The 12,439-nt window shown below is 50.1% G+C and carries 16 protein-coding genes; 8 read left to right on the forward strand and 8 right to left on the reverse strand.

Annotated elements, in window-relative coordinates:
* Position 1: 1 nt before the first annotated feature.
* Positions 2 to 979 carry an IS982 family transposase gene (locus tag NQ519_RS11790; protein ID WP_009598283.1) on the reverse strand — a complete coding sequence of 326 codons (978 nt, stop codon included), beginning with the start codon at positions 977 to 979 and terminating at the stop codon, positions 2 to 4.
* A gap of 52 nt (positions 980 to 1,031) precedes the next feature.
* Here NQ519_RS11790 and NQ519_RS11795 point away from each other — a divergent pair, with 52 nt between their 5' ends.
* From NQ519_RS11795 to NQ519_RS11830, 8 genes are all read left to right on the forward strand, one after another.
* Entirely contained in the window at positions 1,032 to 1,517 is a 486-nt protein-coding gene (locus NQ519_RS11795; RefSeq protein ID WP_227901109.1) for a hypothetical protein, read from the forward strand.
* Positions 1,507 to 3,096 carry a DndE family protein gene (locus NQ519_RS11800; protein WP_019150954.1) on the forward strand — a complete coding sequence of 530 codons (1,590 nt, stop codon included), beginning with the start codon at positions 1,507 to 1,509 and terminating at the stop codon, positions 3,094 to 3,096. Before NQ519_RS11795 ends, NQ519_RS11800 begins: the two co-directional genes overlap by 11 nt.
* 743 nt (positions 3,097 to 3,839) lie before the next feature.
* A complete protein-coding gene (locus NQ519_RS11805; protein WP_019150953.1) occupies positions 3,840 to 4,043 on the forward strand; it encodes a hypothetical protein in 204 nt (67 codons plus the stop codon).
* Positions 4,044 to 4,055: 12 nt separating this feature from the next.
* Positions 4,056 to 4,313: a hypothetical protein gene (locus NQ519_RS11810; RefSeq protein ID WP_019150952.1), complete on the forward strand. Its 258-nt coding sequence runs from the start codon at positions 4,056 to 4,058 to the stop codon at positions 4,311 to 4,313.
* Positions 4,314 to 4,333: 20 nt separating this feature from the next.
* Complete coding sequence (locus NQ519_RS11815; protein WP_083871063.1) at positions 4,334 to 4,564, forward strand: DUF3873 family protein; 231 nt, start codon at positions 4,334 to 4,336, stop codon at positions 4,562 to 4,564.
* Complete coding sequence (locus NQ519_RS11820; protein ID WP_026076572.1) at positions 4,561 to 4,866, forward strand: hypothetical protein; 306 nt, start codon at positions 4,561 to 4,563, stop codon at positions 4,864 to 4,866. Before NQ519_RS11815 ends, NQ519_RS11820 begins: the two co-directional genes overlap by 4 nt.
* Positions 4,867 to 4,885: 19 nt before the next feature.
* Positions 4,886 to 5,140, forward strand: coding sequence for a DUF6956 domain-containing protein (locus NQ519_RS11825; RefSeq protein ID WP_019150950.1), 255 nt, complete (start codon positions 4,886 to 4,888; stop codon positions 5,138 to 5,140).
* Positions 5,141 to 5,173: 33 nt separating this feature from the next.
* The gene (locus NQ519_RS11830; RefSeq protein ID WP_019150949.1) at positions 5,174 to 5,767 is read left to right on the forward strand and encodes a hypothetical protein; all 594 of its coding nucleotides are present in this window, start codon (positions 5,174 to 5,176) and stop codon (positions 5,765 to 5,767) included.
* A gap of 41 nt (positions 5,768 to 5,808) precedes the next feature.
* Here NQ519_RS11830 and NQ519_RS11835 read toward each other — a convergent pair whose 3' ends face one another.
* The 7 genes from NQ519_RS11835 to NQ519_RS11865 form a co-directional block, all read right to left on the reverse strand.
* Positions 5,809 to 6,528: a hypothetical protein gene (locus NQ519_RS11835; RefSeq protein ID WP_026076571.1), complete on the reverse strand. Its 720-nt coding sequence runs from the start codon at positions 6,526 to 6,528 to the stop codon at positions 5,809 to 5,811.
* A gap of 129 nt (positions 6,529 to 6,657) precedes the next feature.
* Entirely contained in the window at positions 6,658 to 7,086 is a 429-nt protein-coding gene (locus NQ519_RS11840; RefSeq protein ID WP_019150947.1) for a DUF3872 domain-containing protein, read from the reverse strand.
* A 26-nt stretch (positions 7,087 to 7,112) separates the two neighbouring features.
* Entirely contained in the window at positions 7,113 to 7,295 is a 183-nt protein-coding gene (locus NQ519_RS11845; protein ID WP_044118639.1) for a hypothetical protein, read from the reverse strand.
* A gap of 2 nt (positions 7,296 to 7,297) precedes the next feature.
* Positions 7,298 to 8,938 (reverse strand): tetratricopeptide repeat protein, encoded by a 1,641-nt coding sequence (locus tag NQ519_RS11850; RefSeq protein ID WP_019150945.1) that lies wholly within the window; start codon positions 8,936 to 8,938, stop codon positions 7,298 to 7,300.
* 21 nt (positions 8,939 to 8,959) lie between these two features.
* Complete coding sequence (locus NQ519_RS11855) at positions 8,960 to 9,496, reverse strand: DUF3575 domain-containing protein (RefSeq protein ID WP_019150944.1); 537 nt, start codon at positions 9,494 to 9,496, stop codon at positions 8,960 to 8,962.
* An 11-nt stretch (positions 9,497 to 9,507) separates the two neighbouring features.
* Positions 9,508 to 11,343, reverse strand: coding sequence for a DUF4906 domain-containing protein (locus tag NQ519_RS11860; RefSeq protein ID WP_083871038.1), 1,836 nt, complete (start codon positions 11,341 to 11,343; stop codon positions 9,508 to 9,510).
* Between the two features lie 69 nt (positions 11,344 to 11,412).
* Positions 11,413 to 12,426: a FimB/Mfa2 family fimbrial subunit gene (locus NQ519_RS11865; RefSeq protein WP_019150941.1), complete on the reverse strand. Its 1,014-nt coding sequence runs from the start codon at positions 12,424 to 12,426 to the stop codon at positions 11,413 to 11,415.
* Positions 12,427 to 12,439: the final 13 nt, after the last annotated feature.

A 12,439-nucleotide genomic window follows, 5' to 3' on the forward strand; every position in this document is an offset into this window, starting at 1 on the left:
ATTAAAATAAAGCATCTTTAACAAGACCAATTTTACGATGGTTACAGAAGTTGATGTATTGCAGCACGGTCATAGCAGCGATTTTTGCGGCAGTACGTGTAAACAGTCCGCCTGTCTGCTTTGCATAATTGCGTACCATCATGAATTGGTCGTTAAGTTGAGAGAAAACGGTTTCGATTCGCTTCCTGAAACGCCTGTAAGCCCACGAAGGATTTCTCCAATTCTTTTGGTTCAAGCGATACGGGACTTCAAGCTTGATATGAGCCGTTTCGAAAAGGTCTTGTTGCACCTCAGCACTTAAATACCCCTTATCTCCAAGCATAAGACAGTCGTGATAATCCCACTTTGCATCATCCAGATAATGTATATCATGAACATTTGCAGCCGTTATATCATAAGAGTGAATAACACCACTTATTCCACAGATAGCGTGGAGCTTATACCCATAGTAATACATTTGTTGGGAGGCGCAAAAGCCTTTGGAAGGTGCGCTTTGCGGATTATCATTTCCCATAACGCAACGCTTGGCTCGTGCCAGCTGGCATACTTTGACAGGCTTGGAGTCTATCACAAAGACATTTTCCCCACCGTCTATGCTCTTGGCAATATCCCTGCGGATGTCTTCTGCAAGACAAGCCGTGAGTTTGCGACGGACGTTGAACTGTCTTCTGGATATAAGGTTAGGGATATGTTCGGGAGATTCAGCCAATCTCTTAAAGAGGTTGTTCTCGCTGTCATAACCGAATGCTTCGGCTGTAAGAGAAAGAGCTATAACTTCCAAATCAGAAAAGGTGGGAATAACTCCACGGCGAGATACATTGCCATGTTCATTTACACGATTTCCTGCAAATTTCTTGCAGATGTCGTTGATTTTTGTGAATTTTTCGATGAAGTTGTGCATACGACGGTTTGAACTCAATAGTTTGGATGCTATTAAGTTACTAAAAACCAGAAATATGCACAACCTTTCATTTGTCATTTTACTAACTTTTTAATTCAACCAACGGGTTAAGGATGAAAAGAAAAAGGCTTTGGCCAAGAAACTTGAAGATAAGCTGAAGAAATTTCTCCATAAGACAAATCTTGTCGATCGGGTCGTTGTAGATATAAATGGCAATGGCGATGATGTCGATATAAATTTGTACGATGCAGATAGCCGAAAGATTGATAAAGGAAATCTCTCTATGGGGGAACGACAAATGTTTGCATCCGCTTTGTTGGGTGCGTTAGTTGATGAAACTGAAATAGAATTTCCGGTTTTCATTGATAGTCCAATGCAAAAATTTGACACAAGCCACACTCGAAATATTTTGACACAATTTTATCCGAACGTATCAAAGCAGGTCATTCTGTTCCCTCTTTTAATGAAAGAATTAACCGAGGATGAGTACAGATTGATACAGCCGATTGTAAGTAAAGCATATTTGATCGATAATCAAAAGAACGGTTCGCGATTTTTGCCGATACAACCGGATCAAATTTTTATGGAATATAAGAATCGGAATTATGCTAATTAATATAAGTACATCAAAAGCAAATCATGATGTTGTAACCCAATTGACTAAAAAGCTCACTGGGGGTACGAAGGAAAATGTGATCGCTCGCATTGCATTGGGTTATTCTTTGTCTACGGGGAAGCGTTTTACTCCACAAGAGTTCAATCTTTACGATTCTCAGGGTAAGGAGTATAAGGAACATATATTATTCGATGCGCAATTCAAAGATTTTTACGTTGCATTGATTTGTCAAGCATATGGTATAACTAAAAATGATGAATCTATACCCAAATACATCAAGTTGCACATCGATCATGGCCTTGAAAAGATCAATTACATTTTTGAGCATACTCCTCAATATACCTTTTTTGATTTTCTGACTGAATATTTGGGGAGAGGCATTGATGCTATTGAGGATGCTCCGGTATCCCTTGATCCTGTCGCAAACTATAATCAGCACATAGAAAAGAGCGAATTTGCTGGGCCTATCAATATCAAGGTCGGATATGATCCAAAGACAACCGAAGAAATCCAATTCTGCTTTAATAATTCAAAATTATATAATAATCAGCATATAGCTGTTGCGGGTAAATCCGGCTCTGGTAAAACTCAGTTTGCATTGGAGTTTTTGAGGCAACTATATATCCAAACGCAAGGACAGGTTAACTTCTTGTTTCTCGACTTTAAGGGATTGAGTGAGGATGACAGAAAGAAGATGGCCGATTTTTTCACTGCTACGCATACCCAATGTATAAATGCTCCGAATGCTCCATTCCCACTTAATCCGGTCTCGTTTATCGATAGTGTAAATGAGAAGAATAGATTGGTGGGAATCAATAAATTTGTAGATATAATTGCCAAATATTCAAATATAGGCAAAAAGCAACAGCAAATTCTTAAAGACGCTACAAAAGAGGCTTTTATCCAACATAAAGACGGGAAGCATCCGTCATTGAAAGAAATATATGATTTAGTCATAGAAGAAGTCGGAGATACGAGAGACACACTGACTGAGATAATGGAGCGGTTAAGCGAATATGAATTGTTTGCTTCCCAAGTCAACGATCCGAGCGTATTCCTGAATAATAACTATTACTTCTCTCTTTCGGGAGAGTTGGATAATACGGTTCGCTTCACTTCTGTATTTTTGATCATCAACTATATCTTCAATGTATTTACCAATATGGGAGGAACAGATGTTTCTTCGGATGGTAATAGGAGCATGAGGTATGTTTTAATGATCGACGAGGCTCACGATTTGTTCCGAGAAAAAAAGTCATTGGAAATCCTCGAAGTTCTTTTACGGAAAATACGATCATACGGTGTGTCGATAGTTTTGTTGTCTCAAGGTATTTCGGAATATAATCAGGGAAATTTTGATTTTTCGCAGGAATGTGAGACTGCATTTCTTTTGCCAATCAATGATTTGAATAATACCAAAGCTATTAATAAGTTCCTCGGATTGGCAGAGAAAGAAGGAGCAAAAGCCATGAGAAATTTAGAAAGTCTCTCAAATGGTCATGCCGTTTCAAATATTAAGGAGTATCCGAAAACAGAGGTTTTCAGAGTTGTTCAATATTGGCAAGAAAAGAATAAATAGATTATTTTTTATCTGCTTAACTATTTATAAATACAAATGTTTTGCGGATAGTTGTTGTATTATAACAATGAGAAGGAAGTATTTGTAAATACTTCCTTTTGTATAGGATAAAAAACTTTTTCGTATCTATCTGAATGACAGAATAAAGCAGAAAAAGGAGAAAGTTGCCGGCAACAATTTAGCGACTATGTAACTGCGTTGAACTGCCGTGCTTTGCAATTTGTCAAACAACTATATATCAAAAATCGGTAATAGCAAAAGATTTCTATACATATAATCCGATAAACAGTTTTTATTCATCATAGCATAAAGCTCTCTGCTTCACAAGAAGCGGGGAGCTTTTCTTTTTCGGATGGTAGCTCCGCCCCATTATAAAGCGAATAGCACAAGCACTATTCTTACTTTCTCGAATCTGCCTAATAATTCGTTTACCTCCATTTTGCTGTCTTTCCATCGTCCTGTGGCGTCGTTACGTTGCAGGTGCGAAAGTGTTTACGAGGTCTTCACGGATGTACAAGGTCGAGCCTTGCGGTTCGGCGGAAAATCTTCCCTGCGATGCGAGGTATTTTTCGTCGAAACCTTGTACGTCCTAACCTCTACACCGAAAAGCCCCTGAAACGAAACGACCAATACGACCGAAAGACGCATCAAAAAAATGTCGGATAAACGAGAGGCAGATTAGGATAAGAAACTCACTCCCTCCACTCTCAAATCCGCATCAAAATCCAAAAAGCAGCAGCCATATGAAAGCGATCAAGATTTTCAAAACAGCATTACGCGCCCTTGCAGTCGTCCCGTGTGCCCTTGTGCTTTGGACGGTGTATTTCATCGTCGGGATGATCGAAGCCCTGTTAAGCGGTGTGTTGCGAATCGTGTGGGGTATTGTCCTGTTCGGTGTCTCTCTCGCAACCGTCATCGGAGCTTTTGTTTGGATATTAACACTTTAATAAGATAGAACTATGTACGTAACGATTGAATCTTTCTTTTGTTGTTATTGCGACGAGGTGGCGGAGACTTTCCTCCGACTGATAGACACGATTCTTCTTGCCAGCAACGAAACCGAACTGCGACAAGGCATCGACAAGTTGAAATCCCAAATTCCGCTCGACGACTATTTCGTGTACGGCTTCGGCTCGCACCATCTGTGGGTACACCAGCGCAAGGTCAGCGACCCGACGCAGCTGTTCAGACACAGATTATTGAAAGCAGAATTTTAACCCTTTGAACCACTATGACAATGGAAACGAGAATGACGGTAAACGGCGTGTCGGTATGCCCGACGGGAGAGGAGCGACACGAATATTTCACCCCAGCCTTCGCCCGCAGGACGAAGAAGCGGTTTTGTCAATACGACTATCGACACACGGACGGCGAATTGTTCTCCTGCGTTGCTCCGACGTTGGAGGAGTGCCGCCGAAAGCGGAACGAGTGGTTGCAACGTAAAACGGGTAAGGAGGCAAGACGATGATAGCAGCAACGATATTACAGCAGATCGGCGGCAAACGGTTCGCCGCTATGACGGGAAGCCGCGATTTCATGGACTTGGGGGATGGGGTTCGCATGAACCTCTCCCGCAACAAGACTTCCGCCAACCGTCTGACCATAACGCTCGACAAGGAGACGGACACCTATCGGATGCGGTTCTACCGCATGACGGTCAGCAAACATTTCGAGGTCAAGACGAAAGACATCGCAGTTTACGAGGGCGTCTATTGCGATATGTTGGAGGAGATCTTCACCTCCGTAACGGGACTTTACACGAGATTCTAATCATTAACGAGTTGAAATTATGAAAACGACAGTAGCCAATTACGAAACATTGATCGTACTCTTCGCGGAGCCTATCCGCACGTTAGACAACATCTTCGACGACCCCGAAGCGTGGGGTGTAGCCTCGCTCAAAGAGTGGATCGACAGCTATGAAAGCTCGCGCTTCACGCAGACGGACGAGCGGACAGCGGTCATAACCTCCGAATACAACATGACCCATGTAAAGGAGTGGTTGGAGCAGCATACGCCCATTGACCGCCTCGTTTCAGCCTAATCTCAAATATCACCCATAATAAATACGGAAACCATGAAACCCATACAGAAATACACCAAGCAGGAGAAGTTAGCGGCGATATTGGAGTATAATCCGTGCCGCACGGAGCGTAACGCTGTTTTGCGTTACCTCCTCGCCGTCCGCAGGGACGATGCCGACGAAATCGCCTATTTTGAGGGTTTTGGCGATAGCGTACACCAGATTATTCTCAACGTACGCACCTATGAACGCGGATTGCTGTTCGGCTATACGACCAAGCAATTCGACGAATACGGTTGGCTTCGGGGTATGCTTCCGATTGTCGAGCGCATTGAGTTGGACGTGCATAATGCGATCCATATCGGGCAGTCCATCGACGGGACGTATGCCGTAGCGGTCGATTGGAGCACGGGCGGCGCAGGTGGCGGCAGCCATCCGTCGGTGTGGAACGAGCCGATAGCCGATTATAAGGAAGCTGTCAAAAACGGCATCGGGCAATTGGAGCGGCAATACACCTATGCGATGAAGCATAGTTCCGATAGCACCAACTACAACGCTAAGAAAATTCGCAAGCTCATCGCCAAGCTCGCCGAGGTCAAACAGCGGTATTTGGAGCCGAAACAACTATCTCTATTCGATCTCACATAAACCTATAAAAAGTGCATCATTTGCTACGATGCACTTTTTACTTATCTGTTATTGATGCGTACAAGATGTTTCATAAAAGAAGATGTTAATTCTAAAATAAACTCAATCTCTTCTTCTATTACATTGTCATCATGTTTCACATAAGAATTTTGATACTTTGAGAAATAATCAACTAATTTCTGAAACATATTACTTAATTCTTTGGAACCTCCTTTACTCTGAATAAATGCACCTAAATCTGCTATTTGATTTTCTAACGATTTCCCGTTGGCGAAAATTGATTTCAATAATAGTTCAAGGGAGAGTCTTAGATCATCTAACAGATTGCGTTCAAAAGCCTTATTGCCAAATTTCAGTAAAGCTGCTTCATATAATCTTAATGAATCAGGGAAGTCATTCAACCAGTGTCGCGTTTCATCAATTAGTGTTTCATTGACTGCTTCTGCATCCTTATTTAATTGTCCATATCGAGTTAATAACTGAACTTTTAGATTTTTTACTTCTACATTCTCCTTGAAAATATCATGCTCACACAGCTCTTTAATGATTTTGAATTGTTGTTCAGGCAAAAATCGATCAAGATTCTGTTTTAATGCTGCACGCTTATTAGGCGCAGAAATTGGCAAAGACGAATGCGGAATATCTACATCATAATCTGCGGCATAAGCGACACATAAATTCACTATTTCAGAAGTGGATAATCCACCATTTGTTGCACCTAAAATGTCTGATGCTTTTTGAATAAATACGTTAGGTATCATATTGTTTTGATTCATATTTGCAAAATTACAATAACTTTAATTAGTGAAGAAACATTACAATAACAATTTTGAGTAGCAAAGCCCTCCGACGCACAAAGCTATCGGAGGGCTTTTGTTGGGTTCGATTATTTAGTCTTTCTCTTCATTTTCGTTGTTGAACATGAACGATAGCTGTTCGCATTGCCCGAAGTTATCTTCGACATAGATGTCGATGGTCTGCTGATCCGACGACGCGGAGGTGTAGTACAGCCGAAACACCTCTTTCGTGAGCGGGTAGCGGTCATTGGGGAGGAACAGCGTGCCGTCGTCCATGCGGAGTTCGCCTTTGCCGTCGGGTTGGAAGTAGCGGATGGTGTACCGCGCTCCGTCGTATTCTCCCTCCCGAACGAGCATGCAGCGTATCTCGGCCGTTTCTCCACGCGCGATGCGCGTTTGCACGGGCATCGTTTCCAGTCGGAACGCATACGCCTGTTTTACGCCCAATCCATCGTCGCAGGCGGTCAGCAGCGTGCCGACTGCCGCGAGTGCGAGCACCAGAAATCCTTTTACCTTCTTCATGTCGTTTTCTCTTTACGGGTTTCACATCATTTGCCTATCGGGGTGTCGGGTTGGGGGATCGAATCCCACGCGGGCGGTGCGGGTATCTCGATGTCGTATTGCGGACGTTCGATATATCGTTCGTCTATCTCTTCATGCAGCTCGGCGCACCCCATGCACCCCGCCGCGACGACCAATGCCAGCAGGCCGTATCTGATTCTTCGTTTCATTGTCATTGTATTGTTATTAGTTCGCGTATTTCGGGGTCGAGGTTGCCCCTGTATTCGAAGTTGGGTTGCAGCTCGCATGCCCGACGGAATGCCGCCTTGCCCTCCTCGACGCGCCCCATGCGAGCGCAGGCTACGGCTTTCAGGTATTCGACCGTCGCCTCCTCTTTGAGTCGGCACAGCACCTCGTATGCCTGCTCGTCGTGCCCGAGCGAGAGCATCGCTACCGCCGTATTCCGATCTTCGTAAGGACGCAGGATGCGCAGCGCACCGTTGTACTCGCGTTCGTTCAGCAGCTCCACGCCTCGGGCATAGAGCGTGTCGGGTACGGTCGTGTGGATCGTGTCCTTGACCATGCCCACACGCCGCAGGTCGTACTTGAAGTTCACCGCCCGCAGCAGCGGATAAAGCCACTCGCGGATGTCGCGGTACTGCTTCGGGAAGCGTCGTCGCAGCTCCGCTTCGCGACGGTCGGGATTGCCTATCGTGCGTAGCAGACCGAGAATCGCGTCGCGTTCGGCGATCGTGCCATCCGCAGCGATAAGGCGTGCCAGCTCGTCCCAGTCTTCGGCCACCCACCGCACGCAGAGCAGCGTATCGACCTGTCGCCCGAAGCGCCGGCCGAAGCGTTGTTTGAGCGCCGCCGCACGTCCGCGCGCCAGCCGTTCGTTCTGCGCATAGCCGCCTTCGGGCGATGCCGAGGCCGTGAGGACGATGCTGTCCACATGGAACTCGCGTTGTTCGACCAGCTCCTCCATCAGCGATTCGATACGTGCGAGCTGCGCGGCGTTGTCGCCCAGCGTGTCGATGATCCGCACGTCGTTCACACGAAACGAAAGGTAGTTGCGGTCGTTCACTACGGCGTACTTCTCGATGATCTTCGTCACGTAGCGCGTCGTCGTATCGGCGAAGGAGAGCATCGACGAGATATGGTAGCGGAGCGTATCGAGGGGCGGCAGATCGTAGCGGCTGCCGTCGAGCGCTACGACCGCGCCGTGCAGCGTCAGCAGCATCGTCTTGCCCTCGCTGCGGGTCGGAACCTCCTGCGAATAGTAGTAGGACAGGTCGTGCGCACCCTCGACGATGGAATCGAGGCGCACGCCCTCAGGATAGGGATGTTTCACGAAGCGCTCGAACGCCCGCTGTTCGCCCGCAGCGTCGGGACGGAACAGACGGACGTACTGCGCGAACTGCCAGTAGTTGCGATCCTGCACGCGGCTGAACAGCCCGCCGCGTATGGAAAGCTCCTGCAAGGGTACGGCACCCTCGGCCTTATGCAGATGCGGCACGACCACGATGCTGCGGCAGCCGCCCTGCAACTCTTTGGGGAGTCTCACGACGAAATCGACCAGCACCTTGCCCTTGCGTTCGGGCAGCGTGCGCGACTTGGCCACCACGACCACCTCGTCGAGGCGGAAGTTAGCTACCGTCTCGCCATTCTCGTCCTTTGCCGCTTCAGCGATGTAGTAGGTCGTACTGTCGTGTTGCACGGTCATATAGTTCCGCTTCTCGGCGGGCTTCGGCGCAGCCTGCTCGCAGGGTGCGTACTCCGCGAGCGCGCGGCTTTGCCGCCGCTCCAGACGCGACGTTACCGCACAGCCTGCCAGCAGCACGGCCAGCAGGCCGACGGAGGTATGTTTCATCATTGCTTTCATCGTCGTCGGGGTTTAGAACAGGTAGGAAAAGGCCACCTCGATTTTCGAGGGCGCGAGGACGACGCGGCGGCAATGTTCGTAGCGGATCGCTTCGCAGGGCGACGGGTCGGGATGCCAGCGCAGGTCGTCCATGTAGTAGATGCTTACGCCGCCCTCCAACGTGAAGTTCCACCGCTTGGCCAGCATCCATGAGTAGCCGACCGAGGAGCCTATGCCCGTCGTCCAGCCGTTGTAGCGGGTGCGGCGGTTGCCGACCTTGTACTTGGCGAGGGTCGAGTGCAGACCCCAGAACAGCCCCACGTGCGGCTCGAAACGCCAGCAGTGCACGCCGATGGTCGCAGCGAGGACGTTGGCCCGCAGGCTCTCCGTAGAAATAGGATTCCAATAGCCCGACAACTCCACCGACCACTTCTGCGCCACGGCGACATCGACGCCCGCGTTGAGCGTTCCCGTCGCCCAGCCCAGCGCATTGACACGCACGGCGGTGTATTGGGCCGAGGCCGTGTGCGCCGCAAGGACGCACAGCAGCAGGATAAATAATTTTTTCATCTTCGCAGAATTTAATCGGTGGAGGTTGGAGTTCGGTTGTTCTTCATCTCGTCTTTCGAGACGGCATCGTAACCCGGAATAAGCGTCCGATTGGCGGTGGCGGTAAAATCATACGGGTTCTTGGTCGATACGACACGGCGTACAAGCGAACTTTCCGGATTGTCCCACCATGTCGTGACCAGCAGCCCTATCTTTCCCGATATGGAGCAGCGGCTTCCGGGCGCCACGATGAACGCCTGCTTGTCTCGGTCGATTCTGAATCCCGTATTGCTGACGAGAAGCACTTCGTCGAGCTTGGTGTAGATATAAACCCACTCCTTGACGAACTCGGTATAGAGTGTATCGTAGTACGAAGTCATCGGGTGCTGGTAGGGATTAGCGTCCGAGACTTTTCGCGTCAGGCCGCTGTCGGCATACCACCCTTTGAAGGCGAAACCGTCATTGGCGACGACGGGCATCGTCGGGCCGTCTTCGAGCGACAGAAGGCGCGTGTAGAACGCAGGGCCCGTCCACGTCTTGATCTCGCCGACGGCCGTAACGTCCTCCAATCGTCCGGCCGTATTATCGCGTCCCGACCAGTAGGTATAGACCGTCAGCATGTTGTAGAAATCCCGCGTGAAGGTCTTGGTGTAGCTGTATCCGTCCGTGTTGCTCACCGTGACCTCGTAAATCAAACGGGAGTTTTCCGTCGTATATACCGTTCCGGGATCATAGGCGATCGGTATTTCGTACACATCCGACGAACCGCCGAGGGGAACGGTGATGTCGGACGTGACGCTGTGTCCGCCGATCTGCAACGCTCCGCTCACACCCGCAACGAGGCGTATCTTGGCCGAAAGGTCGCCCGCCTTCTCCCGATCCATGACGGCAATCGACAGCCGCTTGCCGGTGGCGTAAATGCAGCGATCCGCCGTGCGTCCGAACTCGGCATCGGGCAGGTCGTCGGAGATCTTTACCTCGAAAGAGTGAATGCGTGCGTCGATTTCGTTATCTCCCTTGATGCGAATGTCGAGCGTCTGTACGGTATTGCGCCGCACGTCGAAGTTCGAGGTGTTGTTCTCGCCCAGATAGACGTCGTAGGTCATTTGCAGCCCGTCCTTCCGGGCTTTGATACGCACATAGGTCGCACCTTGCGGAGCGTTCGCGGCGCACTTCTGCTGCTGGGTCGTGATGGAGGGAACTTCGCCCCGACAGTTTTCAAATAGGTAGAACGTGCGAGTCGCCTTGCGGCCCTCCAAAGAGGACATTTGCAAGGGCTGCTCCACCACGAACATATCGCCGGCCTCCTCCTCTGCGAACAGCTTCGTCGAGGCGGCGGCATTTATCAGCTGCACGGATTGCAGCTTCAACGTATAGACGACCGACGATTCGATGGCGATGTTGCAGACCACTTTGGCGACGGCACGCCGCACGGTAATGACGGGATCGGACATTCGGTCTTCGACCGTGAGCGTCGTGCGCCCCGACATGGGCAGTGTTTCATACGACGTCGCGGAGGAGATCTTGCTCTCCAGCAGCCGTTCTTGGGACATCGCGCCCATGTCCCGATGGACATTCACAACGGCGTAGGCTTCATAGCGGCCGGGCAGCACGGAGCACTCCACCGTGCCGCTCTCGACGTAGAACTGTCGGTCGGGCAGCGCGCCGCGCGGATCGTAGAGGAAGAGATTGACGTCGCGCACGGTTCGCTCGTCCGTCGCACGGGTAACGTACTGCACGCCCTCCTCGCGTACTTGCAGCGAAAAGCGCACCTTATCCTTGCAGGACGGGCACTCCGCCATTTCGTCTTTGATACAACTGCTCATCATCGCGAGCAGCGGTATGATAAACAATAAGATTTTTTTCATGATGAATATGCTGATTAAAAGTTTCCGCCCCGACGCGGAGCCGGAGCGGAAACGGATTCGACTTACGGTTTAAGCTCCCAACTCGACCGTCTGCGTCACGGGCGACTCCCATTCGGCAGGTGTGATGGTCAGCGAGGCGTCGTGACCCGAGAGGCCGTTGATCGTGATGTCCACGCGGTAGTAGCCGTTTCGGCGAATCTCACCGCCCGACGCGCCGTCGAGCTCCACCTCGTAGGTCATCGACGACTGACCTGCGGCAGTCGAGAAGTCGCCGTCCATGTCGTAGGTCGCATTGATAGTCGCCTTCACGCGGCTGCCGACGTTGCGGGCGGGACTTTCGTACAGATAGAAGAGATTGCGATACTTGCCCGATGCTGTGTCCGAAGTCTGCGTCGTCGAGAAATTGAAAGCTCCCGGATCGGTCTTTGTCGGGAACACGGGGGTCTGCGTCGCACTATTGGAGAGCGTGATGCTGTTGATCCGCACGGCTCCCTGATAGAGCGACCCGAACTGCGGCGAGGGTGTAACCTGAACGGCTACTTTCGCCACGGTGCGTTTGAGCGTGATGGCCACATCGGTCGAGGAACCTGCGGCCGCGACGGCTTTCGAGGCGGAGCCCGACATCACGAAGCCGCCGGTGCGCTTGGCTTTCGTCGAAACATCGGCGAACGTGCCGTTGTACGAGGCTGCGTCCTGTTCCAGCATGGCGGTCAGAACATCGCTGCTATTGACCTGCGCCATGTCGAGGTTCGCCACGGCGTAGAACTCGCAGACCGTACCCGGCACGGCGTTCGGCAGGGCGAAAGTGGCCTTCTTGGCCGACAGCTCGGCCGCCGAAAACGAACGCTTGGCCAGCAGGTCGCCCGACGGGTCGATGACGAATATCGTAACCGTGTTGAGCGCCTTTTCCCACGTCTCGGCCGCAGCCGTAGAGCCGAAGAACGCACGGGTCGCAGGCTCCTCGTCGGTGAACGACACGGTGGCTACCGCGCCTTTCGAGGTTTCGTAAATTTCGTTGCCTTCCTTGTTGCACGAGACGAGAAGTCCCAGAGCGGCCGCAGCCGCCAAAAATAAGTTTTTCATACAATAAATTGGT

It is taken from the genome of Alistipes senegalensis JC50 (assembly GCF_025145645.1).
Classification (GTDB): domain Bacteria; phylum Bacteroidota; class Bacteroidia; order Bacteroidales; family Rikenellaceae; genus Alistipes; species Alistipes senegalensis.

What these genes read in the sequence shown, in the direction of transcription:
- NQ519_RS11850 (WP_019150945.1), bottom strand. Translation starts at nt 8,938, where the DNA reads ATGATGAAACATACCTCCGTCGGCCTGCTGGCCGTGCTGCTGGCAGGC.
- NQ519_RS11825 (WP_019150950.1), top strand. Translation starts at nt 4,886, where the DNA reads ATGAAAACGACAGTAGCCAATTACGAAACATTGATCGTACTCTTCGCG.
- NQ519_RS11810 (WP_019150952.1), top strand. Translation starts at nt 4,056, where the DNA reads ATGTACGTAACGATTGAATCTTTCTTTTGTTGTTATTGCGACGAGGTG.
- NQ519_RS11830 (WP_019150949.1), top strand. Translation starts at nt 5,174, where the DNA reads ATGAAACCCATACAGAAATACACCAAGCAGGAGAAGTTAGCGGCGATA.
- NQ519_RS11800 (WP_019150954.1), top strand. Translation starts at nt 1,507, where the DNA reads ATGCTAATTAATATAAGTACATCAAAAGCAAATCATGATGTTGTAACC.
- NQ519_RS11790 (WP_009598283.1), bottom strand. Translation starts at nt 979, where the DNA reads ATGACAAATGAAAGGTTGTGCATATTTCTGGTTTTTAGTAACTTAATA.
- NQ519_RS11865 (WP_019150941.1), bottom strand. Translation starts at nt 12,426, where the DNA reads ATGAAAAACTTATTTTTGGCGGCTGCGGCCGCTCTGGGACTTCTCGTC.
- NQ519_RS11860 (WP_083871038.1), bottom strand. Translation starts at nt 11,343, where the DNA reads ATGAAAAAAATCTTATTGTTTATCATACCGCTGCTCGCGATGATGAGC.
- NQ519_RS11805 (WP_019150953.1), top strand. Translation starts at nt 3,840, where the DNA reads ATGAAAGCGATCAAGATTTTCAAAACAGCATTACGCGCCCTTGCAGTC.
- NQ519_RS11840 (WP_019150947.1), bottom strand. Translation starts at nt 7,086, where the DNA reads ATGAAGAAGGTAAAAGGATTTCTGGTGCTCGCACTCGCGGCAGTCGGC.
- NQ519_RS11820 (WP_026076572.1), top strand. Translation starts at nt 4,561, where the DNA reads ATGATAGCAGCAACGATATTACAGCAGATCGGCGGCAAACGGTTCGCC.
- NQ519_RS11845 (WP_044118639.1), bottom strand. Translation starts at nt 7,295, where the DNA reads ATGAAACGAAGAATCAGATACGGCCTGCTGGCATTGGTCGTCGCGGCG.
- NQ519_RS11855 (WP_019150944.1), bottom strand. Translation starts at nt 9,496, where the DNA reads ATGAAAAAATTATTTATCCTGCTGCTGTGCGTCCTTGCGGCGCACACG.
- NQ519_RS11835 (WP_026076571.1), bottom strand. Translation starts at nt 6,528, where the DNA reads ATGATACCTAACGTATTTATTCAAAAAGCATCAGACATTTTAGGTGCA.
- NQ519_RS11815 (WP_083871063.1), top strand. Translation starts at nt 4,334, where the DNA reads ATGGAAACGAGAATGACGGTAAACGGCGTGTCGGTATGCCCGACGGGA.